A 26,127-nucleotide genomic window follows, 5' to 3' on the forward strand; every position below is an offset into this window, starting at 1 on the left:
CGCGATAAGTTAACGTCACGTCACCAAAAAGCGACTGTCAGACCGCGCCCTCAATCATTAATCCAAATTTAGCCACTCCGTCCTAGTTCCACGGTTAACGCCCGATTTTCGGGGGCCAAGCCCGCCCGCGCTGATCGTCGGGATTAGGAGACGGAAACGTGTTTCACTGGTTTTACGCAAATGCTCCGGTCCGCCGCAAGTTCGACATTCTGACCGGCGCCTATACCACGCTCGGCGCAATTCCCGTCGCGACGACATGGCTGGCAACTACCGGAGCGGCGGCCCCCACGACGTTGACCGCGGTCGCCGGCGGGGCGCTGGCGGGCATCATCGCAGTCGCCCTGTGGTCGAAGAAGGCGGTCTGCGATCCGTACGTCAGCACCGTCGTACGCATGGAGGGCATTGCCGCCGGTGACCTGACCAGTCCGATCGATTTCATGGACCATCGCGACTGCGTCGGGCGCATGGCCCGCGCGATGGAGGTGTTCCGCAAGAATGGCGAGATCGTGAAGACCGCCACGGCTGCGCAGGAGCAGGTCGTGGGCGCGTTGGGGGACGGCCTGTCGAAGCTGGCGAACAGCGATCTGACTCATCGGATCAACGACAGCTTCCCGGCCGATTACGAACGCTTGCGGGTGGATTTCAACCGCGCGATGGATGCGGTCAGCGAAGTTATGACCGCAGTCAGCGAAGCGACGGCGGGGATCAACAACGGCGCCAGCGATATCCGCCAGGCGTCGGACGATCTGTCGCAGCGCACCGAGCAGCAGGCCGCGAGCCTGGAGGAAACCGCCGCCGCGATGGACGAGATCACCGGCACCGTGCGCGAGACCGCCGCGGGCGCCAGTCGCGCCAATTCGGTGGTCGCCGAAGCACGGGAAGAGGCCGAGCAGTCCGGTGACGTCGTCCGTCGTGCGGTCGATGCGATGAACGGCATCGAGCGCGCCTCGGCCGAGATCAGCGAGATCATCACCGTCATCGACGGCATCGCGTTCCAGACCAACCTGCTGGCGCTCAACGCCGGGGTCGAAGCTGCGCGCGCCGGCGATGCGGGCAAGGGCTTCGCCGTCGTCGCGTCCGAAGTGCGTGCGCTCGCGCAGCGGTCGGCCGATGCGGCGAAGGACGTGAAGGCCAAGATCATGGCGTCGTCCGAACAGGTCGAAGTCGGCGTCGAACTCGTCAGCGAAACCGGCAAGGCGTTGCAGCGCATCATCAACCGCATCGGCGACATCAGTTCGCTGGTCGGGTCGATCGCCTCGTCGGCTGCGCAGCAGGCGAACGGCCTGCAGCAGGTCAACACCGCCGTGTCGGAGATGGATGGTGTGACTCAGCAGAATGCGGCGATGGTCGAGCAGGCCACGGCGGCCGCGCGCAGCCTGGCCGAGGAGGCCGACCAGCTGGCACGGCAGGTCGCGCGCTTCCGACTGGACGAAACGCAGCGCATCGCCGCCGCCAGCCAGAACATCGTCCACACGCTCCAGGCACGCGCCGCCCAGGCCGGGCGCGACATCGCGCGGGCGCCGCGCAAGTGGGTCGCGGTCGGCGGCGGTGGCGGATCGGCGGCGGTCGCCACGGCGGCGGTCGCAGAGGACGACTGGTCGGAATTCTGACCGGCACCGTTCGCCCATCCCGACCCCGCTCAGGAGCCCTTTCGTCATGACCATCGCGCTTGCTTCCATCCTCGACACCGCCGCGGCGGGCCCGCTGCGGGCTGAGCTGCGCAAAGCGGTCGACGGCGGCCGGCCGGTCGTGATCAACGGCAGCGCGGTGGAGCGGACCGGACAGGCCTGCCTCCAGGTGCTCGTTGCTGCCAAGGCAGCGGCGGACGGAGCCGGACTCGCCTTCGGCATCCAGGAACCGAGTGCCGCGCTGACGGAGATGGCAACCCTCGCCGGGCTCCATCCGCTCGTCGCTGCCGCTTGAGCCCTTCCGGAGTTCAATCCATGGATCTCGATGCAATCCAGCAGATCTTCTTCCAGGAGTGCGAAGAAGGCCTGGCCGGAATGGAAGCCAATTTCGCGGCGCTGCGCGACGGCGACCGCGATGGCGAGACGATCAACGCGGTGTTCCGCTGCGTCCATTCGATCAAGGGCGGTGCGGGTGCGTTCGGCTACGAACGGCTGCAAGCCTATACCCACCACTACGAGACGTTGCTCGATCGCATCCGCGACGGCACGCTGGAGCTGACGCCCGATCTGCTCGACCTGGTGATGATCGCGTTCGACCTGCTGTCCGATCATGTCGCGGCGGCGCGGGACGGCAGCGATACGCCGGCCGACGCCCAGATGCTCGCGCGGCTGGAGGCAGCGGCCGACGGCCACGGCGCGGGCGAGACGGGTGCAGCGACACCCGAGCCCTCGGCCGACGACGGGGTCTTCGACATGCTCGACGACGTGGTTGCCCCCGCCGCCCCGACGGCCGCGGCAGGCGATGACTTCGATGACCTGATGGCGATGCTCGGCGACGTCGCCCAGGCGGCCGACGTGTCGGAAGATTCCTGTGCGACGGCGGGCTGGCAGCTGACCTATCGTCCGACCGCCAATGCCTTCGACAATGGCGCCGAACCGCTGCTTCTGCTGCGCGAGCTCGCCTATCTGGGCGGTGTCGTGACCCACTGCGACACGTCGGCCGTGCCGTCGCTCGACGCGATGGATCCGGACTGTGCCTATCTGGCGTGGACGGTCGCGCTGCCCGGCCATGTCGCCGAGGACGACATTCGCGCGGCATTCGAGTTCACCGATGCGTGCTCGATCACGCTCGGGCGTGCCGATGCGCCTGCGGCGCCGTCGGCCCCCGCCGCGCCGACCGCTCCCGTCGTCGTTGCTGCACCGGTTTCGGCGCCGGCCCAGGCCCCGGCCCCAGCCCCCGCCCCCGCACCCGACGTAGCCCCGGCGGCGGAGGAACCCATCAAGCCCGCTACCGCCCCGGTGCCGGCCGCCGCTGCGCGGCCGACGCCGGCCGCGGCGGTTGCGCAGACGATCCGCGTCGATCTCGATAAGCTCGACCGCCTGGTCAACCTCGTCGGCGAACTCGTCATCACGCAGGCGATGCTCGCCCAGCGACTGTCGGAGCTCGACATGAGCGGCACGTCCGAGATGACCGACCTCGAGCATCTGACGCGCGAGCTGCAGGAATCGACCATGGCGATCCGCGCGCAGCCGATGAAGACCGTGTTCAGCCGCGTACCCCGCATCATCCGCGAGCTCGAAAGCGAGACCGGCAAGCGCGTCCGCCTGGACGTCGAAGGCGAGATGACCGAAGTCGACAAGACCGTGGTCGAGCGCATCGGCGAACCGCTGACCCATCTGATCCGCAACGCCGTCGATCACGGCCTGGAATCCCCCGACGAGCGTGTCGCGGCGGGCAAGCCGGCCGAGGGCGTCGTCCGCCTGTCGGCCGCGCACCAGTCGGGCCGCATCGTCATCACCGTCGCCGACGACGGCAAGGGCATCGATCGCGAGCGCGTCCGCGCCAAGGCGATCGAGCGCGGTATCGTCCATGCCGACGCGACGCTCAGCGACGAGGACATCGACAATCTGATCTTCGCGCCGGGCTTCTCGACTGCGGCGACCATCACCAACGTGTCCGGCCGCGGCGTCGGCATGGACGTGGTGCGCAAGAACATCCAGGCGCTGGGCGGTCGCATCGGCATCCAGTCGCAGAAGGGCGCAGGGTCGAGCTTCTCGCTCAGCCTGCCGCTGACGCTTGCGGTGGTCGATGGCATGATCGTGACGGTCGGCAACCAGACCTATGTCATCCCGCTCAACCACATCGTCGAAAGCGTGCGGCCGACGCCCGACATGCTGAACGCGCTCGGCCCCAGCGGATCGGTGCTCGACGTGCGCGGTGCCTATGTCCCGGTGCTGCCGGTCTGCGATCACCTCGGCATTCCCGATGCCAACCGCGACCCGATCGGATCGGTGCTGATCGTCGTCGACGGCGATCAGGGCCAGGCGGCGCTGATGGTCGATTCGATCCAGGACCAGCGCCAGGTCGTCGTCAAGAGCCTGGAATCGAACTTTCAGGCGATCGACGGCATCGCCGGCGCGACCATCCTGGGTGACGGCCGTGTCGCCCTGATCATCGATGTCGATGCCCTGACCGCCCGCAGCCGCTCGAGCGCGCGCGCACCGATGGCGAAGGCGGCATGAGCGCCGCGGCAGCCCTTATCGCCGGCGACCGGCAGCGTGAATTCGCCTATCAGCCGGCGGATCACCGGGCGGTCGCCGAGATCGTCTATGGCGAGGTCGGCATCCTGCTGCCCGACGGCAAGGCGCAGCTGGTCTATGGCCGACTGGCCCCCCGCGTGCGGGCGTGCGGGCTGAAGAGCGTCGGCGACTATATCGCGCTCGTCGGGCGCGATGCTGCCGAAAAGGCGCGGATGATCGACGCGCTGACGACCAACCACACCAGCTTCTTTCGCGAGAACCATCACTTCGACGATTTCGTCGAACGGCTATGGCCCGATCTGTCGGATCGCCTGACCCGCGGCGGTCGCGTGCGGCTGTGGTCGGCGGCCTGTTCGAGCGGCGAGGAGCCCTATAGCTGGCTGATGGCGACGTTCGGCACCGACCGCGCCGCCGCCCAGCGCATGCTGAAGCGCGACATCCGCCTGCTCGCCACCGACGTGTCGCCCAGTGTCATCGCGACCGCGCGGATTGGCCATTATGCTGCGGCCACGCTGCGCACGATTCCCGACGCATTGCGCAGCACATGGGTGTCGGGAAGCGGCGATACCCAGGCGATCGACCCGCTGCTGCGCGACGCGATCAGCTTCCGCGCGCTCAACCTGCTCGGCGACTGGCCGATGCGGGGCAAGTTCGATGCGATCTTCTGTCGCAACGTCATGATCTATTTCGACGAACCGACGAAAGCCCGCCTCCAGGCGCGGCTCGCCGATCAGCTCGAGGTCGGCGGGATGCTCTACATCGGTCATTCCGAACGGCTGCTCGGCGGGGTCGAACAGCGTTTCCAGTGCGTCGGGCGCACTGCGTATCTGAAGGTGTCGGCATGACCGTGCGCACGCTGATCGTCGACGATTCCCCGACGATGCACGCCTTGATCGGCCGCAAGCTGGCCGCCGATCCCGAGATCGAGGTCGTAGGGGTTGCGCACGACGCGAACGAGGCGCGTGCCCAGATCAAGGCGCTCAATCCCGACGTCGTCACGCTCGACGTCGAGATGCCGGGGATGAACGGCCTGGACTTCCTCGAGCGGCTGATGCGCCTGCGCCCGACGCCGGTGGTGATGCTGTCGACGCTGACCTCGGCGGGGGCGGAGGTAAGCCTCGCCGCGCTCGAGCTGGGCGCGTTCGATTGCTACGACAAGGCGCGCCTGCAACTCGGGCCCGTCGGTGGGTACGGCGAGCCCAACCTGACTGATCTGGTCCGCGCCGCCGCCCGGGCGCAGGTCGCCCGCTCGCGCGATATGGCGCCCGCACCGACCGCCGCTGCAGCGTCGGCACCGGTCGCCCCGGTCGCGGGCAAGGTCTTCACGCCGCGCGCCAACAGCGTGATCGCGATCGGCGCATCGACCGGCGGGGTCGAGACGCTGATCGCACTGCTCACCGAATTTCCCGCCAACTGCCCGCCGACCGTCATCACCCAGCATATGCCGGCCAGCTTCACGCCGAGTTTTGCCGCGCGGCTCGACCGGTTGTGCAAGCCAAGCGTGTCGGAAGCGCGTCCCGGCGCGCCGCTCGAAGTGGGGCGCGTCTATCTGGCACCCGGCGGCGAACGGCACCTCGAAATCGCCGGCGAGGGCGCGCGGCGTCATTGCCGCCTGGTCGAAGGTGACAAGGTCAACGGACATCGCCCCTCGGTGGACAAGCTGTTTCACTCGGTCGCCAGGGTCGCCGGGCGCGACGCGGTGGGCGTGATTCTGACCGGCATGGGCGGCGACGGAGCCGAGGGGTTGAAGGCGATGCGCACCACCGGCGCGATGACCATCGGCCAGGACAAGGCCACCAGCGTCGTCTACGGCATGCCGGCCGTCGCCTTCGAGATCGGCGCGGTCGCCGAACAGCTCCCGCTGCGCCGTATCGCGCCGCGCATCCTGACGGCCTGTTCGGCATGACTGCGCTGGCACCCCGTGACGGCTTTCGCCGCATGACCGTCGCGCAGGGCGAGATGCGGGTATCGAACGAAGCCGACATCGTGCTGACGACGGTGCTCGGCAGCTGCGTCGCGGCGTGCTTCTACGATCCTGTAGCGCGCGTCGGTGGCATCAACCATTATCTGCTGGCGGACGGCACCGCATCCGACCCCGCCTCGATGCAGCGCTACGGCGTCTATGCGATGGAAGTGCTGATCAACGCGATGCTGTCGCATGGCGCGGCGCGCCACCGGCTGAAGGCGCGCATCTTCGGCGGAGCGACGATGCGCCGCGGGTTTCGCGACATCGGCGGCGCCAACATCGATTTCGCCCGCCGGTTCCTGCGCGACGAACGCATCGCGCTGGTCGGTGAGGACGTCGGCGGCACCAGCGCGCGCCGGGTCGAGTTCCGGCCGGCGGTGGGGCTCGCCCGCTGCCGGACCGTGACCGATGCCGTCCGGACGCAGAGCGCACCGCGCCCGGTGCTCCAGCCGGCGTCGACCGGCGACGTCGAATTCTTCTGATGACACGATTTGACCGCGAAGGACGCAACACTGTGACCAAGACGATCATGACCGTCGACGATTCGCCCAGCATGCGCATGCTGCTGCGGGTCGCTCTGACCGACATGGGCTATAGCGTGATCGAGGCCGAGGACGGCGTCCATGCGCTCGAGACTTTGGGCCAGGCGGGCGTCGAGCCCGATCTGCTGATCACCGACATCAACATGCCCCGGATGGACGGCTTCGGCCTGATCTCGCACGTGCGCGGGCAGGGCAGGCGCAGCCTGCCGATCCTGGTGCTCACGACCGAAAGCTCGGACGAGAAGAAGCAGCGTGCCCGCGACGCCGGGGCCACCGGCTGGATCGTCAAGCCGTTCCATCCCGAAAAGCTCGCCGCGGCGATCCGCCGCGTGCTGCACTGATTTCCCGCGTATCTGAAGGAGGCTCACCCATGACCCGCCAACTCATCACCTTCGAACTCGGCGATCAGGCGCTCGGCGTCGACATCATGGCGATCCGCGAGATCCGCGCCTGGTCGCCGGCGACGCCGCTGCCCAACGTCCCGTCCTATGTCCGCGGCGTGGTCAACCTGCGCGGCGTCGTCCTGCCGGTGCTCGACCTGCGCGCGCGCCTGGGCTGGGGAACGACCGAGCCGACGTCGCGCCACGTCATCGTCGTCGTGCGCATCGGTGAGCAGCTGCAGGGCATCATCGTCGATGCAGTGAACGACATCGTGTCGGTCCCGGCCGAACAGATGCAGCCGTTGCCCGACACGGGTGACGCCGAATCGGCGCGCTTCCTGGATGGGGTCGCGACGATCGACGACCGCATGATCCTGGTCCTCGCGCTCGACCGGCTGATCGACCAGCCGAGCCTGGCCGAAGCCGCCTGACCCTCCCCTCGCTCCCCCCTTCCCCTTAAGACCGAAAGCATATCCCGATGGCCGCCACCAAGGTTCTCGTCGTCGACGACTCACTCACCATGCGAGCGCTCATCTCCGGCGCGCTGGAGAAAATCCCAAACGTCACTGTCGTCGGTCTCGCCGATGGCGCGGCGGAAGCGCGCGAGATGGTCGCCGAATTCCGCCCAGACGTGATGACGCTCGACGTCGAAATGCCGGGTATGAGCGGGCTCGAATATTTGGCCGAGATCATGGAAACGAAACCGATGCCGGTCATCATGTTTTCGACCCGCACCACCGATGGCGCGGCGGATTCGATCGAAGCGCTGCGGCTTGGCGCGATCGACTGTTTCCCCAAGCCCAAAGTGGCTGCGCCGAAAGAACTCGAATCGATCATCGTCAAGCTCGGCAAGCGGATCAAGGCGGCCAAGAACGTCGAATTGAAAGGCAAGACCCCAACCGTGAAGGCCGCGCCGCCGATCAACTGGAACGGGCGTCTGGTCATCTTGGGGGGCGATGCGTCGAGCACGACCAAATTCTTCGAGATTTTCGGGGCGTTCCCCCAAAACTGCCCGCCGACCCTCGTCGTCCAGCATCTGGGCGAAGGCATGCTCGACGGGATGGTCGCAAAGCTCGACGAGCAGGTCGCACCTAAGGTCGTCGTCGCGGCCGACGGCATGAAGATCGAACAGGGCCACATCTATTTCGCGCCCGCGGGCGAGCATCACATGGTGATCGACGCCTGGCCCGACGGTCACATCCGCTTCCTGGCGCGTGAGCCCGTGGCGGGCGAGCGGCCGTCGATCTCGCTGCTGTTCGCCGCTGCGGCCAAGGCAGCGGGCAGCAATGCGGTCGGCGTGCTGCTGATGGACGGCAACGAGGACGGCGGCGGCGGACTGAAGGCGTTGAACGGCGCCGGCAGCTACGCCTTCACGCCGGGTGAGACCCCCGGTGCCTATATCCTGTCGCGCAACATCACGTCGCAGCCGGTGCCGCCGGGTGCGCTGCCGGCGTCGATCCTGAAGATGTGCTCGAAATGACGGCGGTTGCGGCCTCCAACGATAGCGGCTTGTCGCTGCCCGAAGTGCTGGCCGAGGAACTGGTGCTCGCCTCCAAGGTTCTCGCCGACCTCGCCTATGATCTGGGTGCCGACGAAGCGACGCTGCGCCGGCACATGACCAGCCTGCAGAAGATCGACCAGCTGACCCAGGCCCAGCTCGCCATCGCGGGCGTGTTGCGGCGGATCGACGAACCGCAGGCTGCGCTGGGCGAGATCACGCTAGAAAGCATGGCCGCACGGATACGACGCAGCCTGGTCGAAGGGCCCTATCCCGCAACCACAAGCTACGACATCGCCGTCTGAACACCCGGCTGCGGTCGATCCTCGACCGTCAGGCGAAACGTCGTCGTCGGCATGGGCCGGCTGGGCAACGCTCGCCTGGGCACGGCGCTACGACTGACGCGCTGGCAAGGGTGGGGCTCGTCTACGCCCGCTGCGCGCGTTCGTGATGACGGATCACTTCATCGATGATGAACCGCAGGAATTTTTCCGAAAATTCGGGGTCCAGCTGGGCTTGTTCGGCAAGGCCGCGCAACCGTGCGATCTGCGCCTCTTCCCGCCCCGGGTCGGCGGGGGGCAGCTCGACCTCCGCCTTGTAGCGGCCGACCGCCTGGGTCACCTTGAACCGCTCGGCCAGCATGAAGACGAGGGCCGCATCGATATTGTCGATGCTCTGGCGATAGCGCTCCAGCGTGGGGTCGGTCATTCCGGCTCTTTGGAGCGGTCGCGCGCGCGTCGCAAGGGTTGCGTTTCTCGGCCCCGCCCGCCATTTGCTCCCCTAGAATGACCGCCACCATCCACCGCCTGGGCGATAAGCGTCCGCCCTCGCTCGACCCGATGCTGGCGCTGGTCGCGCACGACATGAACCTCGTGAACAAGGCGATCCTCGACCGGATGCAGTCGGACATTCCGCTGATCCCCGAGCTTGCCGGTCACCTGATCGCGGGCGGGGGCAAGCGGATGCGGCCCATGCTGACGCTGGCGAGCGCGAAGCTGCTCGGCTATCCCGGCACCCGCCACCACCGGCTGGCCGCCGCGGTCGAGTTCATTCACACCGCGACATTGCTCCACGACGACGTGGTCGATTCGTCCGATCTGCGCCGCGGTCGCCGCACCGCCAACATCATCTGGGGCAATCCGGCGAGCGTGCTGGTCGGCGACTTCCTGTTCTCGCGCTCATTCGAGCTGATGGTCGAGGACGGCAGCTTGAAGGTGCTCAAGATCCTGTCGAACGCGAGCGCCGTGATCGCGGAAGGCGAGGTCAACCAGCTGACCGCGGTGCGCAAGATCGACCTCAGCGAAGAACGCTATCTCGACATCATCGGCGCCAAGACCGCCGCGCTGTTCGCCGCCGCCTGTCGTATCGCTGCGGTGGTCGCCGAACGGCCAGAGAGCGACGAGGCCGCGCTGGATGCGTACGGCCGCAACCTGGGCATCGCGTTCCAGCTGGTCGACGACGCGATCGACTACACGTCAGACGCGGGCACGATGGGCAAGGACGCCGGCGACGACTTCCGCGAAGGTAAGATGACGCTGCCGATCATCCTCGCCTATGCACGCGCCGATGCCGAGGGGCGGAGCTTCTGGCAGGATGCGGTGCTCGGCCGCCGGTCGTCGGATGCCGATTTCGCCGAGGCGATCAGTCGCGTCCAGGCGACCCGCGCCGTCGACGACACGCTCGCCCGTGCGCGCCACTATGGCCAGCGTGCGATCGATGCGCTCGGCCGGTTCGACGGCGGTGCGGCCAAGGATGCGATGATCGAGGCGGTCGAGTTCGCGGTCGCCCGCGCGTATTGATATGGGCATGACCGATCTTAGCCCCTCCCCTTCAGGGGAGGGGTTGGGGTGGGGGCCACGGGCCACGCACTCTGTAAGACACCGCCCAACCCCCGGCCCCTCCCCTGAAGGGGAGGGGAGTTTTCTATGACCTTCGCCGTCGACATGGGCACCGACACCAGCGGGCGCCCGATCGCCATTGATCTGGAGGAACTGCTTGCCACCCGCCTGCTCGTCCAGGGCAATTCGGGGTCTGGCAAGTCGCACCTGCTGCGCCGCCTGCTGGAGGGCAGCGCGAACCAGGTGCAGCAGGTCATCATCGATCCCGAAGGTGATTTCGTCACGCTCGCTGACGCCTACGGCCATGTCGCGATCGAGGCGGTCGATTACGCCATCCCCGAACTGATCCGCTTCGCCGGCCGCGCGCGGGAACACCGTACGTCGGTGGTGCTGAGCCTGGAGGGGCTGGAGATGGAGGGGCAGATGCGCTCTGCCACCGCCTTCCTGAACGGCCTGTTCGATGCTCCGCGCGACCATTGGTATCCGGCGCTGGTCGTCGTCGACGAAGCGCAGATCTTTGCGCCGTCGGGCGGTGTCGAAGTCTCCGAGGAAGTCCGCCGCACCTGTCTCGGCGCAATGGCCAACCTGATGTCGCGCGGGCGCAAGCGTGGCCTTGCTGGCGTCATCGCGACCCAGCGGCTGGCCAAGCTCAGCAAGAACGTGGCGGCGGAAGCGTCGAACTTCCTGATGGGACGCACCTTCCTCGACATCGACATGGCGCGCGCGGCTGACCTGCTGGGCATGGAGCGGCGGCAGGCGGAATCGATCCGGGACCTCCAGCGCGGGACGTTCCTCGGCCTTGGTCCCGCCATCGCGCGACGGCCGGTCACGGTGAAGATCGGCAGCGTCGCGACCTCTGCCCGTTCGTCGAGCCCCAAGCTGACGCCTTTGCCGACTGCGCCGGCCGAGGATGCCCGCGAGCTGCTGTTTGCTGATCTCGACCTGCCGCCGCCTTCGCCCCCCCCGGCGCCGCCACCGCCGCCGCCGGTCAATGACGTTCTGCGTGACCTGGGTCCGCAACCGAATCCCAACGGCTTCGACTTCCCTGAACCCGACGCGCCCGACCCCGACGTGGTGGTCGAGAACGCTCTGCGCGCGATCGTCGCCGATCCCGAAGCTGCGACGAAGCCGGCGGCGGTGCTCTACCAGGATTTCGGCGTCCGCTGCCGGATGATGGGCGTCCGAAAGCCCCCGCTCGACGTCAACGGCTTCGCACGCCGGCTCTCGGCGGCGCGCGCCGGTATCTTCGAGCCGCTTGAGGGTGAGTGGGCCGAGGCACTGGCCGCGGCGCAAGGCCTGCCCGACGACATGCTCGGCGCCTTCCTGCTGATCGCCCGCTCGGCGCGTGAAGGGCTGCCGACCCCCGACGACGCCGCGATCGCGCAGACATATGGCACCAGCTCGCTGGGTCGCGCGCGGCGGATGCTCGGCTACATGGAAAGCCGCGACATCATCGTAACGCGGACCGATCTGTCCGGGCGGCGGTCGATAACGATTCCCCGACTGGGTTGGAGTACGGCTTCGGCGGAGGGCTGACGGTTCCCTGGCGAAGGCCGGGGTCCAGGTTCGCCGAACCATCGACCGCATCGCGTCAAGCTTATGCATGGCACCTGGGCCCCGGCCTTCGCCGGGGGACAGCAGCTTCCAAAGTTGGATTTCTTCTGCCAACCGAATTGGCATGCTCGCTCGCCGCCGACTACCGATCATCTGCTCCGCGACGAGCATCGCCATGATCTCAACTTTCTCAACTTACGCCGGGTCGGTGCCATGACGCTGCCGATCCACGCCGTCCTGCCCGACCTGCTCGCCACCTTGCGCGCGGCGGCCAACGCGGTCGTCGTCGCGCCCCCGGGCGCCGGCAAGACCACGGCTATCGCGCCTGCATTGCTCGCCGAACCCTGGTGCACCGGCGAGGTCCTGCTCCTTAGCCCCCGCCGCCTTGCCGCACGGGCGGCGGCCGAGCGCATGGCCGCTCTGGCGGGGGAGGGCGTCGGCAAGACCTTCGGCTATGCGACCCGCATGGACAGCAAGCGGTCCGCGGCGACACGCGTCACGGTCGTGACCGAGGGAATCTTCGTCAACCGGATCCAGGCCGATCCCGAACTCGCGGGCGTATCGGCGGTGCTGTTCGACGAGGTGCACGAACGCAGCCTCGATTCCGACTTCGGGCTGGCACTCGCGCTCGATGCGCAAGCCGGGCTGCGGCCCGACCTGCGCCTGGTCGCGATGTCGGCCACGCTCGACGGCGCACGCTTTTCGGCGTTGATGGCCGAAACCCCTGATAAGCCTGCGCCCGTTATCGAGAGCGAAGGGCGATCCTATCCGCTGACATTGCGCCACATCGGTCGCTCCGCCGACGCCCGGATCGAGGATGCCGTTGCCGGCGCTGTCCGAACGGCGCTGCGCGACGATAGCGGCGGGGTGCTCGCCTTCCTGCCCGGCGTTGCCGAGATCGAGCGGACGGCGGAGCGGCTGGCGGGCATTCCCGGCATCGCGCTTCACAAGCTCCACGGCCAGATCGATCCCGCCGCCCAGCGCGCCGCCATTGCCCCGGCGGGCGTGCGCAAGGTCGTGCTGGCGACCTCGATTGCCGAAACATCGCTGACGCTCGACGGCATTCGTATCGTCGTCGATTCGGGCCTCGCGCGTCGGCCACGCTATGACCGCGCGGCGGGGATGACGCGGCTGGTGACCGAGCGGGCGAGCCAGGCCGCCGTCACCCAGCGTGCCGGTCGTGCCGCGCGACAGGGGCCGGGGGTGGCGTATCGCCTGTGGGAAGAGGCGGCGACCGCCGGCCTGCCGCGGTTCGACCCGCCCGAAATGCTGGAAGCGGACCTGTCGGGGCTGACACTGGCGTGCGCGATCTGGGGCGTTGCCGACCCGCGTGATTTGCGCTGGCTCGACGCGCCGAGTGCAGCGGCGGTCAGCGAGGCCAAGCAACGGCTGGCAACGCTGGAGGCGATCGACGCCGATGGCCGTCCGACGCCCCACGGCCGCGCCCTCGCCGCGCTGCCGCTGCCGCCGCGGCTGGCGCATATGCTGGTGCGGGCTGGCGAGCTGGGGGTGGCCAAGGTCGCCGCGGAGGCAGCGGTCCTGCTGAGCGAGCGCGGGTTGGGCGGGAACGATGTCGATCTGGAACTGCGGCTGCGGCGATGGAAGACCGAGCGTGGCCAGCGGGCGGAAGCGTCACGGCGGCTGGCGGAGCGGTGGGGCAAACTAGCTCCCTCTCCCCTTCAGGGGAGAGGGCCGGGGAGAGGGGAAGGGGTCTCACCGAGTGACTGGCTCGCGGATAGGCCCCACCCCAATCCCTCCCCTAAAGGGGAGGGGCTAGAGCTTGCGGTAGCCCTCGCCTATCCCGACCGTATCGCCAGACGCCGCGATGCGTCCGGCGAAACCTGGGCCTCGGCGGGCGGGCGGGGGTTCAAGCTCGATCCTACTTCCAGCCTCGCGCGCGCCGAATGGCTCGCGGTGGCGGAGACTGCCGGCATGGCGTCGGGCGCCCGCATCCTGTCGGCGGTGGAGATCGATCGCGCGACCGTCGAGGCGCTGTTTGCCGACCGCATCGTCACGCGCCGCTTCGTCGAGTTCGATCCGGCAACCGGCGGGATCACTGCCGCGCGCGAGACGCGGCTGGGCGCGATCAAGCTCGCCTCCGGTCCCGATTCGGCCGCTACGCCCGACGAAATTGCGACGGCCCTGATCGAGGGCGTCCGCCGCCACGGGCTTGCCTTGCTACCGTGGAGCGCGTCGGCCGAGGCGCTGCGCACGCGTGCTGCCTATGCCGGCCTCGACATACTGTCCGACGAATCGTTGATCGCACATCTCGACGACTGGCTCCGGCCGTTGCTCACGGGAAAGCGGCGGCTCGATCAGATCGAGGGGCTGACCGGCGCACTGGAAAATCTGCTCGGTTGGGAGGCTATGCAGCAGGTGAACCGGCTCGCACCCCCGCGCTTCGCTTCGCCGGCCGGATCGACGCACGAGATCGACTATGCCGCCGACGCCGGCCCGACCGTCGAGCTGCGGCCGCAGGCGCTGTTCGGGCTCGCCGAGCATCCATGCGTCGGCCAGAACCGCGTGCCGCTGGTGCTCAGCCTTACCTCGCCGGCCGGGCGTCCCATCCAGACGACGCGGGATCTGCCAGGGTTCTGGGCAGGCAGCTGGAGCGCGGTCGCAAAGGAAATGCGCGGACGCTACCCGCGCCATCCCTGGCCCGACGACCCCGCTGGCGCATCGCCCACGCTCAGGACCAAAAATGCGGATGCGCGCGCGCGCGGATCGCGATAAGGAGACGCTCATGTCCGAAGCCCGCATCTTCCAGCGTCCCAAGAACGCCATGCAGTCCGGTCGCGCCCGCACGATGATCTGGGTGCTCGAATTCGACCCCGCAGAGCCGCAGCGACCCGACCCGCTGACCGGCTGGGCCGGGTCGCGCGACACTCGCAACCAGCTGCGCCTGACCTTTCCGACGCTCGAGGCGGCGACCGCCTATGCAGAAAAGGAAGGGCTGCCGTATCACGTGGTGCCGGCACCGGAGCGGACGCTGAAGCTGCAGGCCTACGCGGATAATTTTCGCTGACAACGTGCTCCCGCGCAGGCGGGAGCCCAGAGTTGTAGAGGTCCAGGCTGTGGGTCTCTAGGCTCCCGCCTGCGCGGGAGCACCGAGGTATCTGAGGCCGAGGATACCCGGCCCCAGCAGCATCAGCAGCTTGACGTCGATCGCCATTCCTTCCGCGCGGCGGTCTGCGACATATTCTGAGATGTCCTCTATCGGCACGCGGTGGACGGTGATGCCTTCGCCAGGTTCGCCACCACCCTCGGACACCCGCTCCAGGCCCTCGGCACGGACCAGGGTGAAGCATTCGCTGACCATGCCGGGCGAGGAATGGAAGTCGCCGATGCGGCTGACCCGTGCCGGGCGATAGCCGGTCTCCTCCTCCAATTCGCGCGTCGCGGTCGTCTCGACATCCTCGCCGTCGTCGACGAGACCCGCAGGCAGTTCCAGACAATATCGGCCGAGCGGCACGCGATACTGGTCCACCAGCAGAACGTGGCCGTCATCGATCGCCAGAATGACCGCCGCCTCTCGCGCGCCGGTGCGGCCGACATATTCCCAGCGTCCGCGACGCTTGGCGACCAGCCATTTGCCTTTCCAGACGGTTTCCTCGACCGCGTCGGCGTCGGGTACGCTCACAATTCGATCAGCCGGTCGGGCAGTTCGTTGACGTCGCCTTCGCTGACCGGGAAATGCTCGGCAAGCACGACACCGATCTCGCGCACTGCTGCGGCCATGCCGTCGCCGGGGCGGCCGTCTTTCACCGCCGCGATCAGGCTGGCCATCGCGTGGCCCCAGACGTCGTCGGGGACGCGGCCGTGGATCGCTTCGTCAGCTATCAGTTCGGCGCGGTGCTCGGTGAGGCTCAGATAGAGCAGCACGCCGGTCGCGGCGATCGTGCGTTTCTCTGCGCCCGTGCGGAACAGCTGCATCGCCTTCGCCCGCACGCGGCGCGTCTTGGTGGCACCGGGGGTCAGGGCCATGCGCACGGCCAACGGCGCGAAGGCGAGGCGGCAGATGAGGAACGTCACGCCCATGAGCACCAGCGCGATGGTGTAATAGGCGCTGCCCGGCACCGTCTCCGCCCAGCCGTCGACCAGCCGCAGGTGAACGCCTTCCGCCACGCCCGGAAAGACCGCGAGCAACGCGAGGACGAGCAGCATGACGATGACGCTCCATTGCAGCGCCACGTCATGATATTTGTCCGACTGGCGGGCGACGATCGTCACGATCTCGCCATCGGTGCCGGCTTCGGCGGCGGTCACCGCCGCCGCGACGGCCGCGCGATCCTGGTCGGTCAGCCGCATCACCAGCTCCCCGAGGCGCCACCGCCCCCGAACGATCCGCCGCCACCGCCGGAGAAGCCACCGCCCCCCCAGCCACCGCCGCCGCCGCCACCATCTCCACCGCCCCAGCCGCCGAAGCCGCCACCGCCGCCGCGGCTTGCTTCGCGGCCGATCTCATTCGCGATCGACCAGAGGATGATCGGCAGCGCGCTGGAATCTCCACCGCTACGATAGCGTCGGCCCCTGCCGCGACGGGCGAACGACAGCAGCACGAACAGGACAATCATACCCCAGAAGATCAGGCTGATCGGAAAGGCGCCGCCACCGCCGCTACGCTTGCCCCTGCGGCTCTGATCGAATTGTTTGACCGCGGCATCAACCTTCGCCTGCTGCTCTTCGGGGCTGGCACGCAATTGCGCGATGATCGCGTCGGTGCCGGCCTCCATCGCTTGCGGTAACTGACCGTCCCGCAGGAGGGGCATCATCTGCTGGTTGATGATCTGGCTCGAAAGGGCATCCGTCAGGATGGGCTCAAGGCCATAGCCGACCTCCAGCCGCGGACCGCGCTGCCCGGCCGGGTTGTTCGGCGCGACGAACAGGATCGCGCCGTTGTTCGCGTCCTTCAGCCCGACGTCCCATGCCCGGCCAAGCTTGTAGCCATATTCGTCGAGCGGATAGCCCTGCATGTCCTTGATCGTCGCGACGACGACCTGGCGCTTGGTATCCTTCTGCAGCTGGTCGAGCTTCTGCGTCAGCGACGCTTCGACGTCGGGCGGCAGGACGTCCGCATCATCGACGACGAAGCCGGTGAATTTCGGGAAGGTCTGCGCGGACGCCGGCACCGCTGCAACGAACAGCAGCGCCAGCGCGAGCAGGATACGGTGAAGGGCGTGGGTCATGTCCGCTCCTCGAACGGAACGGATCAGCTACCGTTCCCGAAGGCAGTCGCCACCGACGGCGCGACTTCCGCATTCGGCGTGGTCGCCTGGAACGGGGTCAGCGGCTTCGCACCGTAGAAGATCTTCGCGCCCACCGCGTCGGGGAAGGTGCGGATGCGCGTGTTATAGGCCTGCACGGCCTGGTTGTAATCGTTGCGCGCGATGGTGATGCGGTTCTCAGTGCCTTCCAGCTGGCTCATCAACGTCGTGTAGTTCGCCTGGCTCTTCAGCTCGGGATAGGCTTCCTGCAGCCGCTGCAGCGACAGGGTCAGGCCTGCCTGCGCACGCTGGTACGCTGCCATCTTGTTCGGATCAGACAGGTCGTCCCCCGACACCTGTACCTGGTTCGCCGAGGCGCGGGCCTGGGTCACTTCGGTCAGGATCGCCTTTTCCTGCGCGCCCGCCGCCTTCACCGTCGCGACCAGATTGGGAATGAGGTCGGCGCGGCGCTGATACTGGTTCTGGACGTCCGCCCAGCGCGCCTTGGCGTTTTCCTCCGCCGTGGGCACGCTATTGAGCCCGCAGGCCGAGAGCGAGAGAGCAGCGAAACCGACGAATGCGACGCGAAGCTTCATGGGACTTGTCCTCCAACCCTCAGGCGCGCAACATTTAGGCGGACGGCCGATCGTTACAATGGGGAATCGGTTCGGCGGCAGGCGGAGGGATCACGATGCTCAAGGAATTCAAAACCTTCATCATGCGCGGCAACGTGCTCGATCTGGCCGTCGCGGTCATCATCGGCGCGGCGTTCGGCAAGATCGTGACCTCGCTGACCGAGGACATCCTGATGCCGGTGATCGGCAAGATCTTCGGCGGTCTCGATTTTTCGAGCTATTTCCTGGTGCTGGGCGAAGTGCCGGCCACTCTTCGGGGCTCGACGGACTATGCGGCGCTGAAGAAGGCGGGCGTGCCCCTGCTCGGATATGGCGAGTTCGTGACGCAGGCGGTCAATTTCCTGATCGTCGCCTTCATCATTTTCCTGCTGCTGCGGATCGTGAATCGCGCAATCCGGCTGCTCGAGCAGGAAAAGGCCCCGGAGGCTCCGGCCGCGGAGCCGGTCGACGTTCAGCTCCTGCGCGAGATCCGTGACGAGCTCCGGGCTCGGCATCCCTGACGCGCCTACCGTTCGTGCTCCGCCTGTCGAAGCACGTGTCCCCATGGACACGCGCGGCGACGGGCTCAGGACCAACGGTCGCTTAGGCTGCCGCCAGTTCCTCCGCGGTCGCATCCGCCAGGCTGGTGCCGTCGAGGATGCGCGCGGTTTCGTCCCGGACCCGCGCCATCGCCCGGCGGATCGCGCAGGCGGCCTCGTCGCGGCAGTCCGTGCAGGGGCGATAGGCGGTGCGGCTGACGCACGGGACCAGCGCCAATGGGCCCTCGATCACCCGGATCACTTCGCCGAGCGAAATGAGGTAGGCCGGGCGCGACAGGCAATAGCCGCCCGCCTTGCCGCGGTGCGAATGAAGGAAGCCCGCCTCGCGCAGATCGGCCAGGATCAGCTCAAGGAACTTGCGCGGCACGTTGGCGGCGACCGCAATGCGGTTCATGGGCACGGGTGGCCCGCCCGGCTTCTGCGTGGCGAGGAACAGCATCGCGCGTAGCGCGTAGCGGGAACGCTGCGTCAACATGATACGCTATTCCATGCGCCGACATTATGGCGGTGTGAAGGCCTTTCCTTACGCCTGCACACTTCCTATATCGACCGAGCCGGCGGGTTCGCCTGCCCGGCTATGGCGATAAAGGATTGCGTGCAATAGACGCAGCGGACCCGGGGGCAGTACCCGGCGGCTCCACCATAACCGGTGGTGTACTGGACACCGTTTCTGACGGGGCCGAACCAGGATCGACGTGTGTTGAAAAGCGCTGTCTTTCGCTCGGAATGGGACCACCGCAACGGCCCATTACACAAGTGCCAACGATAACGAAGCACTCGCGATTGCGGCGTAACTGATGGCCTAACGGCCTGACGTTACACCAAAATAGCGCGGTCGGACCCCACCGGGCAACAGAAGGGGATTCCAGCGGTTCGGGGAGCACCGGGCAACAGAAGCTCCCCACTGACCCTTACCATGACTGCGCCGTCCGCCCTCAGCGAGGCGAAGGGGGATGCGTCGACACACGCCCCCTTCGACGGGCCCGGCACGAACGTGCGAAGCGTCAGGCCCCGCCGGCCACCAGCTTTGGCGTCTGCTGATGCTGCACCACCGTCCACTTCTCATGCTCGATCCGGCGATAGGTTGAGGTGCAATGCGCCTCATACGCCGCCTCGCCGCGTTTGGCGGTGACGTGATAGGCAACGACGATCAGCCCTTCCTGCGGCCGCGCGATCTGACCACCGGCGAAGTCGGCGGACTCCCAGCGTGGGGTATCCGACACCGCCTGCACCGCGTCGTCGCCCGACAGCACATACGGTTCGGCCGGTACGACGACCAGGCATTCGGCGTCCATCTTCTCGCGGTAATTGTCTGCGTCGCCGGTCCACAGGCTTTCCTCGAACGCCCACACCCGATCGTCTTCCATCGTCCATCTCCGCTATCGTGAAGCACCCCAAGCGGTTGGCGGCACGCGATGTTCCGGCACGATTGCGGACGGGGGCAAGCCCGCTTACTCTCTTCTCCAAAATATCAGGAGAGACCCGATGGCGACGCTTGCCCGCGATCCCGAGACAATGGCCCCCGGCGAATGGGAGGCGCGGGTCGACCTCGCCGCTGCCTACCGCCTCGTGGCGCTCTATGGCTGGGACGATCTGATCTTCACCCATCTGTCGGTGCGGGTGCCGGGGCCGGAGCATCATTTCCTGATCAACCCGTACAACATGATGTTCGAGGAGATCACCGCATCGTCGCTGGTGAAGATCGACGTCGAGGGGAAGCCGGTCGGCGCATCGCCCTATCCGGTCAATCCCGCGGGCTTCGTCATCCATTCGGCGATCCATATGGCGCGCGAGGATGCCGCCGCGGTCATGCATCTCCACACGCCTGACGGGCAGGCGGTGTCGGCGATGGAGTTCGGCTTGCTGCCGCATACCCAGACCTCGATGATCGCGGGCGGCGATGTCGCGTATCACGACTATGAAGGCATCGCGACCGACCTGGAGGAGCGTGAGCGGCTCGTGCAGGACCTCGGGCGTAAGAACGCGATGATCCTGCGCAACCACGGCACGCTGACGGTCGGCGATTCGGTCGCGGCCTGTTTCCTGCGGCTCTATTTCCTGGAACGTGCGTGCCAGGCGCAGGTGAAGATGCTAGCGGCGGGCCGGGAGAACCTGAATACGCCCCCTCAAGGCACGCCGGAGAAGGTGGCGATGCAGTCCGCTCCGGCGGGGATGGGCATGCTGGCGAAGGCGCTGGCGTGGCCGGCGTTGCTTCGCAAACTCGACCGGGTCGATCCGAGCTATCGGGACTGACGCCGCCCGCGGCCCTTGGTCATCGGGTCGGGCTTCTTGGGCTTCACCCAACCCTCGGGCGGCGAATACCGCGCCTGGCTGGTGCCGAGCCCCATGCTGCCCGGCTGCTGGCGGGTCAGGCCACTGGTATCGGCGTCCGCCGCATCGCCGCCGGCGCGCAACAGGCTGATCTCGTCGCGCAGCCGTCGTGCGGTTTCGAAGTCGAGCGCGGCGGCAGCGGCGTCCATGCGGGTCTGAAGATCGGCGAGGCGGTCGGTCATGCCGGGTTCAACGCTTGTCCGGCGCCAGACGCTCCTCCTCCGCGCTGTAGCGCGAGCGCTTTCCCTTGCTGGCGTCCGCGACCGCGCTGGCGAAAAAGGCGACGCCGTGGCCCGATGCCCGGTCGATCCACAGGCCGGAGCGCAGGGCATAGGCTTCGCCGGCATGGCCGACCCATGTCCGGCGGTCGCCGAACAGATCGTCCTCGCACCCGGCGACGCGCGTAGGCACGGTTTGGGTCGCGAGGCCGTAGCGGCAGTAGAAGCCCTGCGCGGTATCGCCGTTGCTGCCGTCGAAGGTCCATGCGGCCGCTTCGATCGCGGCGACCGACTCGGGGCGGAGGAAGCCCCCGCCGTTCTGGAGCAGCATGCGACCGATCTTGCCGAGATCGCGCATCGAGATGCGCAGACCACCTTGTGGCGAGAAGATCGCACCATTGTCGCCGGGACGATAGCCGGCGAGGTCGCAGCCCTGAACCGCCACCACCGGGCAGTCGGGCCGACGCCCGTTCAGGTCGTCGCGCGCCACGTCGCCGTTCGCGCGGTACAACACGACTGCGCGGGCGATTGCGGCGTCGCTGCACCCCGCACCCCAATTGTAGCAGGCGTCGAGGCCGAGCGGCGCGAGGACCTCGCGTGCCATGACTCGGTCGAAGCGGTCGCCGGTCGCCCGTTCGATGACGGTCGCGATCACGCCGAAGTTGAGGTTGGTGTAGCGGAAATAGCGGCCCGGCGGATGGCCTGCGTCCCATGCCTTTGGATCAGCGACCGCGTCCTGCATCCGCACGCCGAGCGGCACGATATAATCGATCCCATCGGTCAGGCTGGAGCGATGGGACAGCAGCAGGCGCAGCGTGATCGGCGTGTCGGGGTGCGCCGAGTTGCGCAACCGCCAGCCGAGCCAGTCCGACACATCGCGGTCGAGGTCCAGCGTGCCCGCCTCGACCAGGCGCATCAAGCCAAGGGCCACGACAAGCTTCGATACGCTGGCAACCCGCACCGGATCGTCCGCCGTCACGCGCCGGCGAGTCACGCGATCGGCCAGGCCGCGTGCGTCGACCGACGTTTCACCCGCCGAATCGAAGCCCACCCGCACTTCCGCCGGCCGCGTCGCGCAGGCGCCGAGCAGCAGCGCCAAGGAGAGGGCGGCCGCCTTCATTTCTGAAGCTGAAAGGCGTCGAACACGGTTCGGCCGATCTCCGCCAAACGGCTGTCGCGTGCCGCGGGGTCGGCGATCCCGTAGGACAGCAGGGCGATGGCGACGCGGTGGCCGTTCGGGAGTGTCAGCACGCCGATGTCGTTCGAGATACCCGGCAGCGTGCCCGTCTTGTGCGCCCAGGGCGTCCCGGCGGGCAGCAGCGCCTTCACCCGCTTCGTGCCGGTCTTGCAGCGGGCGAGGACGTCGAAAAGGAATGTCGTGCTGGCGGGCGTGAGCAGTTCGCCCGTTCGTAGCCGCACGAGCAGGTCGCCCATCGCCCGCGGCGTGGTGCTGTCGCGCGGATCGGTATCGAAGACCGGGTTCACCGGCCAACGCTCGTCGTCGCTCTTCCACGGCTCGACCGGCATGAAGGTCGCGAGTGCGGGGCCATCGGCCAGTTTCGGATCGGGGGTGTGGCCGCTGACGTCGATCAGCAGCCGCGCAATCGTACGGTCGACGCGCTGACCCGCGATCCCCTTCGCCTGCAGCCAGCGGGTGACCGCGGCAGGGCCGCCAACCGCTTTCAACAGCATGTCGGTCGCCGTATTGTCGCTAACGGTCAGCGACAGCTCGATCAGATTCGCGCCGGACAGCGCGACGCCGGCGTGCGGCAGCGTGTCGGTGATGCCGTCGGAGCGGACGCGCATCCCCTCGTCGAGCGTGTGCATCGTCGCCAGGCTCCAACGACGCTTGTCGACGCCGTCGAGATAGGTCGCGGCGATCGCCAGTTTCACCACGCTCGCCATGGGGAAACGGTCGTCGGCGTTGATGGCCAGCGTCGCCCCGGTGTCGATATCGACCGCATAGGCACCGACCTTGCCGGCATCGGTCTTCGCGATCTGCGTGACGCGCTCGGTCAGGCCGGGTGGCAAGGTCTGCGCGGTTGCGACCGGTGCGGCGAGGATCGCAGCCGCGGCGGCAAAGTTCACAAAGCTCACCCATATGGCGTGTGAAAATTTCGTGTGAAATTCGGCTGGGCTGGCGGAGAGGTTGGTGCGCGTCATGGCGCTACGCTGCACCAAAGCGGGTCATGTAGGAAAATGGTATTTTCAGGCGCGCCATCGCGCGAGTCTGTTTTAGGCGAAGCAGGTCGTGCTTGTGCTCCGGCGAAAGCCGGAGCGGCGGCGGACGGGGGCCGCAGTCGCCAGGGCTCCGGCCTTCGCCGGAGCACAGCGCGGCGAGTGGCGGCGGACGCGCAAGAGAAAGGCCCCGGAGATCGCTCTCCGGGGCCCATCCTCCCCATACCTTTCCGGCACGGTAACTTGTCGCGAAGGACTTAGTCCTTGTCGCCCGTCAGGAACGCGGGCGCGAATTCGGGCTCGGGGCCCTCGTCCTTGCCGCCTTCGCTGCGCTCGCGGCGCGGACCGCGGTCGCCACGGTCCCGACGGGGACCGCGATCGCCACGATCGCCGCCGCGGCCGCCACGGTCACCACCGCGGTCGCCGCCACGATCGCCGCGCGGGCCGCGATCGCCACGCTCGCCGCGCGGTTCGCGGGCAGGACGGGTGTCCTCCAGCTCTTCGCCGGTTTCCTGGTCGACGACACGCATCGACAGGCGCACCTTGCCGCGCGGGTCGATTTCGAGGACCTTGACCTTCACTTCCTGGCCTTCCGACACGACGTCGGTCGGCTTCTCGACGCGCTCGTTCTTCATCTCGCTGACGTGGACGAGGCCGTCCTTGCCACCCATGAAGTTCACGAAGGCACCGAAGTCGACGATGTTGACGACCTTGCCGGTGTAGATCTTGCCGACCTCGGCCTCTTCGACCAGGCCCTTGATCCAGTTGATCGCGGCTTCGATCTGCGACGGATCGCTCGACGAGACCTTGATCACGCCCTCGTCGTCGATGTCGACCTTGGCGCCGGTCGTCGCGACGATCTCGCGGATGACCTTGCCGCCGGTGCCGATAACTTCGCGGATCTTCGACTTGTCGATTGTGAAGGTCTCGATGCGCGGCGCGTGCGCCGACAGCTCCGAGCGGGTCTCGCCCAGCGCCTTGTTCATTTCGCCAAGAATATGCGCACGGCCTTCCTTGGCCTGATGCAGCGCGGCCTCGAAGATCTCCTTGGTGATGCCGGCGATCTTGATGTCCATCTGCATCGTGGTGATGCCTTCGGACGTGCCCGCCACCTTGAAGTCCATGTCGCCTAGGTGATCTTCGTCACCCAGGATGTCGCTGAGGATTGCGAAGTCCTTGCCCTCGAGGATCAGGCCCATCGCGATGCCCGACACCGGGCGCTTGATCGGCACGCCGGCGTCCATCAGGGCCAGCGAACCGCCGCAGACCGACGCCATCGACGACGAGCCGTTCGACTCGGTGATGTCGCTGGTCAGGCGGATCGTGTAGGGGAAGTCTTCCTTCGACGGCAGCACCGGGTGCAGCGCGCGCCAGGCGAGCTTGCCGTGACCGACTTCGCGGCGGCCCGGCGCACCGAAGCGGCCCACTTCACCGACCGAATAGGGCGGGAAGTTATAGTGCAGCATGAAGTGCTGGTACGACAGGCCGCCCAGGCCGTCGATCATCTGCTCCGCGTCGCGGGTGCCGAGCGTCGCGGTCGCGATCGTCTGCGTCTCGCCGCGGGTGAACAGCGCCGAGCCGTGGGCACGCGGCAGGAAGTGCGTTTCTGCTTCGATCTGGCGGATCTGCGTGGTGGTGCGGCCGTCGATGCGCTTGCCATCCTTCAGGATGGCGCCGCGCACGATGTTCGCTTCCAGCTTCTTCACCAGCTTCAGCGTGCCGAGATATTGCGCCGGATCGCTTTCCTTCAGGTCGGCGAAGGCGTCCCGCGCCTTGGCGCGCGCTTCGTTCAGCGCGACCTGGCGCTGCTGCTTGTCGGTCAGCTTGTAGGCGGCGGCGATGTCGGCGCCGATGATGTCGTTCAGCTTGGCGAGCGTCGCCGACTTGTCGTCGACCTTGTCCAGCTCCCACGGATCCTTGGCGGCCTGTTCGGCAAGCTTGACGATCGCCTTGACGACTTCGCGGCAGGCGTCGTGCGCGAACAGCACCGCGCCCAGCATGACCTCTTCCGACAGCTCGTTGGCTTCGGATTCGACCATCATCACCGCGTCGTAGGTCGCGGCGACGACCAGGTCGAGGTCACCCTCGGCGACCTGTTCGTCGGTCGGGTTCAGGACATATTCGCCGTTCACATACCCGACGCGCGCGGCGCCGATCGGGCCCATGAAGGGCACGCCCGAGATGGTGAGCGCGGCCGAGGCTGCGACCATCGCCAGGATGTCGGGCTCGTTCTCGCCGTCATAGCTCAGCACCTGAGCGATGGCGTTGATTTCGTTGTAAAAGCCTTCGGGGAACAGCGGGCGGATCGGACGGTCGATCAGGCGGCTGACCAGGGTTTCCTTTTCGGTCGCGCCACGCTCACGCTTGAAGAAGCCGCCCGGAATGCGACCGGCGGCGGAGAATTTTTCCTGATAGTGGACGGTCAGCGGGAAGAAGTCCTGCCCTTCCTTGACGGTCTTCGCGGCGGTGACGGCGCACAGCACCACGGTTTCGCCGAGCGTCGCGATCACCGCGCCGTCGGCCTGACGGGCAACCTTGCCCGTTTCGAGCGTCAGCGTCTTGCCGCCCCACTCGATCGATACAGTCTTCTTGTCGAACATTTGGTTTCCTTCACTCCGGCGGCCAGATGCCGGCCGGGGCCTTTAGATCCCCACGAAAGTGATACTTTCGTGGGACCCGTTTTAGGGCTGCCCTTGCAGCCCCGTGCGACGGAGGTTCCGTCTGCCAGGGCGCACGCCGGATTGCGCGGCCCCGAATGCGACAAGGGCGACCCGAAGGCCGCCCCTGGTGTTACTTGCGAAGGCCGAGCTTCGCGATAAGGGCCAGATAGCGATCGCCATCCGACTTGCGGAGATAGTCGAGCAGCGAGCGACGCTTGTTGACCATCATCAGCAGGCCGCGGCGCGAGTGGTTGTCCTTCGCGTGGCCCTTGAAATGCTCGGTCAGGTTGCGGATGCGCTCGGTCAGGATGGCGACCTGGACCTCGGTCGACCCGGTGTCGCCTTCGGCGCGGGCGTGGTCCTTGATGATTTCCTGACGGCGTTCTGCGGTAATCGACATGGTGTTTCCTTCGAC

27 protein-coding genes and 1 other RNA gene are annotated in these 26,127 nt (G+C 67.4%); 17 read left to right on the plus strand and 11 right to left on the minus strand.

Annotation, left to right across the window (positions count from 1 at the left end; all coding sequences use genetic code 11):
- Positions 1–158: 158 nt before the first annotated feature.
- Genes JW805_17920 through JW805_17965 form a run of 10 tightly spaced genes read left to right on the plus strand, consistent with a single transcriptional unit; the run spans position 159 to position 8,860 of the window.
- On the plus strand, positions 159–1,610 hold the full coding sequence (locus tag JW805_17920) for a methyl-accepting chemotaxis protein (GenBank protein ID MBN2973889.1): 1,452 nt from the start codon (positions 159–161) through the stop codon (positions 1,608–1,610).
- 46 nt (positions 1,611–1,656) lie between these two features.
- Positions 1,657–1,923: an STAS domain-containing protein gene (locus JW805_17925; protein MBN2973890.1), complete on the plus strand. Its 267-nt coding sequence runs from the start codon at positions 1,657–1,659 to the stop codon at positions 1,921–1,923.
- A 20-nt stretch (positions 1,924–1,943) separates the two neighbouring features.
- Positions 1,944–4,151 (plus strand): chemotaxis protein CheA, encoded by a 2,208-nt coding sequence (locus JW805_17930; GenBank protein MBN2973891.1) that lies wholly within the window; start codon positions 1,944–1,946, stop codon positions 4,149–4,151.
- Positions 4,148–5,014 (plus strand): chemotaxis protein, encoded by an 867-nt coding sequence (locus JW805_17935; protein ID MBN2973892.1) that lies wholly within the window; start codon positions 4,148–4,150, stop codon positions 5,012–5,014. Before JW805_17930 ends, JW805_17935 begins: the two co-directional genes overlap by 4 nt.
- A complete protein-coding gene (locus JW805_17940) occupies positions 5,011–6,075 on the plus strand; it encodes a chemotaxis response regulator protein-glutamate methylesterase (GenBank protein MBN2973893.1) in 1,065 nt (354 codons plus the stop codon). The genes JW805_17935 and JW805_17940 overlap by 4 nt, the downstream gene beginning before the upstream one ends.
- Positions 6,072–6,617, plus strand: coding sequence for a chemotaxis protein CheD (locus JW805_17945; GenBank protein ID MBN2973894.1), 546 nt, complete (start codon positions 6,072–6,074; stop codon positions 6,615–6,617). Before JW805_17940 ends, JW805_17945 begins: the two co-directional genes overlap by 4 nt.
- Positions 6,618–6,649: 32 nt before the next feature.
- Positions 6,650–7,018: a response regulator gene (locus tag JW805_17950; protein ID MBN2973895.1), complete on the plus strand. Its 369-nt coding sequence runs from the start codon at positions 6,650–6,652 to the stop codon at positions 7,016–7,018.
- A 29-nt stretch (positions 7,019–7,047) separates the two neighbouring features.
- Positions 7,048–7,488, plus strand: a complete 441-nt coding sequence (locus JW805_17955; protein MBN2973896.1) for a chemotaxis protein CheW — start codon at positions 7,048–7,050, stop codon at positions 7,486–7,488.
- Between the two features lie 47 nt (positions 7,489–7,535).
- A complete protein-coding gene (locus tag JW805_17960; protein ID MBN2973897.1) occupies positions 7,536–8,537 on the plus strand; it encodes a response regulator in 1,002 nt (333 codons plus the stop codon).
- Positions 8,534–8,860: a hypothetical protein gene (locus JW805_17965; GenBank protein ID MBN2973898.1), complete on the plus strand. Its 327-nt coding sequence runs from the start codon at positions 8,534–8,536 to the stop codon at positions 8,858–8,860. The genes JW805_17960 and JW805_17965 overlap by 4 nt, the downstream gene beginning before the upstream one ends.
- A gap of 121 nt (positions 8,861–8,981) precedes the next feature.
- On the opposite strand, the gene JW805_17970 is transcribed toward JW805_17965, so the two are convergent.
- On the minus strand, positions 8,982–9,263 hold the full coding sequence (locus JW805_17970) for a chorismate mutase (protein ID MBN2973899.1): 282 nt from the start codon (positions 9,261–9,263) through the stop codon (positions 8,982–8,984).
- 77 nt (positions 9,264–9,340) lie between these two features.
- Here JW805_17970 and JW805_17975 point away from each other — a divergent pair, with 77 nt between their 5' ends.
- The 4 genes from JW805_17975 (at position 9,341) to JW805_17990 (ending at position 14,972) form a co-directional block, all read left to right on the plus strand.
- Positions 9,341–10,354 carry a polyprenyl synthetase family protein gene (locus JW805_17975; protein ID MBN2973900.1) on the plus strand — a complete coding sequence of 338 codons (1,014 nt, stop codon included), beginning with the start codon at positions 9,341–9,343 and terminating at the stop codon, positions 10,352–10,354.
- Positions 10,355–10,480: 126 nt separating this feature from the next.
- On the plus strand, positions 10,481–11,929 hold the full coding sequence (locus tag JW805_17980; GenBank protein ID MBN2973901.1) for an ATP-binding protein: 1,449 nt from the start codon (positions 10,481–10,483) through the stop codon (positions 11,927–11,929).
- 231 nt (positions 11,930–12,160) lie between these two features.
- Positions 12,161–14,680: an ATP-dependent helicase HrpB gene (gene hrpB, locus JW805_17985; protein MBN2973902.1), complete on the plus strand. Its 2,520-nt coding sequence runs from the start codon at positions 12,161–12,163 to the stop codon at positions 14,678–14,680.
- 10 nt (positions 14,681–14,690) lie between these two features.
- A complete protein-coding gene (locus JW805_17990) occupies positions 14,691–14,972 on the plus strand; it encodes an ETC complex I subunit (protein ID MBN2973903.1) in 282 nt (93 codons plus the stop codon).
- A 57-nt stretch (positions 14,973–15,029) separates the two neighbouring features.
- On the opposite strand, the gene JW805_17995 is transcribed toward JW805_17990, so the two are convergent.
- The 4 genes from JW805_17995 to JW805_18010 are packed head-to-tail and all read right to left on the minus strand — an operon-like array spanning position 15,030 to position 17,747.
- Complete coding sequence (locus JW805_17995) at positions 15,030–15,590, minus strand: NUDIX hydrolase (protein MBN2973904.1); 561 nt, start codon at positions 15,588–15,590, stop codon at positions 15,030–15,032.
- Positions 15,584–16,255, minus strand: a complete 672-nt coding sequence (locus JW805_18000; protein ID MBN2973905.1) for a hypothetical protein — start codon at positions 16,253–16,255, stop codon at positions 15,584–15,586. The genes JW805_17995 and JW805_18000 overlap by 7 nt, the downstream gene beginning before the upstream one ends.
- Positions 16,255–17,133: a TPM domain-containing protein gene (locus JW805_18005; GenBank protein MBN2973906.1), complete on the minus strand. Its 879-nt coding sequence runs from the start codon at positions 17,131–17,133 to the stop codon at positions 16,255–16,257. The genes JW805_18000 and JW805_18005 overlap by 1 nt, the downstream gene beginning before the upstream one ends.
- 23 nt (positions 17,134–17,156) lie before the next feature.
- Complete coding sequence (locus JW805_18010; protein ID MBN2973907.1) at positions 17,157–17,747, minus strand: LemA family protein; 591 nt, start codon at positions 17,745–17,747, stop codon at positions 17,157–17,159.
- Positions 17,748–17,842: 95 nt separating this feature from the next.
- On the opposite strand from JW805_18010, the gene mscL reads away from it, so the two are divergent.
- The gene (gene mscL, locus JW805_18015; GenBank protein ID MBN2973908.1) at positions 17,843–18,286 is read left to right on the plus strand and encodes a large conductance mechanosensitive channel protein MscL; all 444 of its coding nucleotides are present in this window, start codon (positions 17,843–17,845) and stop codon (positions 18,284–18,286) included.
- Between the two features lie 82 nt (positions 18,287–18,368).
- On the opposite strand, the gene JW805_18020 is transcribed toward mscL, so the two are convergent.
- Positions 18,369–18,800: an Rrf2 family transcriptional regulator gene (locus JW805_18020; protein MBN2973909.1), complete on the minus strand. Its 432-nt coding sequence runs from the start codon at positions 18,798–18,800 to the stop codon at positions 18,369–18,371.
- Positions 18,801–18,839: 39 nt separating this feature from the next.
- Between JW805_18020 and ssrA the strand changes: the two genes are divergently transcribed.
- Positions 18,840–19,231, plus strand: a transfer-messenger RNA (tmRNA) gene (gene ssrA / locus JW805_18025).
- Between the two features lie 98 nt (positions 19,232–19,329).
- Here the strand turns inward: ssrA and JW805_18030 are convergent.
- The gene (locus JW805_18030; GenBank protein ID MBN2973910.1) at positions 19,330–19,692 is read right to left on the minus strand and encodes a DUF4440 domain-containing protein; all 363 of its coding nucleotides are present in this window, start codon (positions 19,690–19,692) and stop codon (positions 19,330–19,332) included.
- 118 nt (positions 19,693–19,810) lie between these two features.
- Here JW805_18030 and JW805_18035 point away from each other — a divergent pair, with 118 nt between their 5' ends.
- Entirely contained in the window at positions 19,811–20,578 is a 768-nt protein-coding gene (locus JW805_18035) for a class II aldolase/adducin family protein (GenBank protein MBN2973911.1), read from the plus strand.
- Here the strand turns inward: JW805_18035 and JW805_18040 are convergent.
- The 4 genes from JW805_18040 to rpsO form a co-directional block, all read right to left on the minus strand.
- A complete protein-coding gene (locus JW805_18040; protein ID MBN2973912.1) occupies positions 20,566–21,003 on the minus strand; it encodes a UvrB/UvrC motif-containing protein in 438 nt (145 codons plus the stop codon). The genes JW805_18035 and JW805_18040 overlap by 13 nt on opposite strands.
- 987 nt (positions 21,004–21,990) lie before the next feature.
- A complete protein-coding gene (gene bla / locus JW805_18045; GenBank protein ID MBN2973913.1) occupies positions 21,991–23,037 on the minus strand; it encodes a class A beta-lactamase in 1,047 nt (348 codons plus the stop codon).
- Positions 23,038–23,309: 272 nt separating this feature from the next.
- Positions 23,310–25,652, minus strand: a complete 2,343-nt coding sequence (pnp, locus tag JW805_18050) for a polyribonucleotide nucleotidyltransferase (GenBank protein ID MBN2973914.1) — start codon at positions 25,650–25,652, stop codon at positions 23,310–23,312.
- A gap of 190 nt (positions 25,653–25,842) precedes the next feature.
- A complete protein-coding gene (gene rpsO, locus JW805_18055; protein MBN2973915.1) occupies positions 25,843–26,112 on the minus strand; it encodes a 30S ribosomal protein S15 in 270 nt (89 codons plus the stop codon).
- Positions 26,113–26,127: the final 15 nt, after the last annotated feature.

Source organism: Roseomonas aeriglobus (genome assembly GCA_016937575.1).
GTDB classification, from domain to species: domain Bacteria; phylum Pseudomonadota; class Alphaproteobacteria; order Sphingomonadales; family Sphingomonadaceae; genus Sphingomonas; species Sphingomonas aerigloba.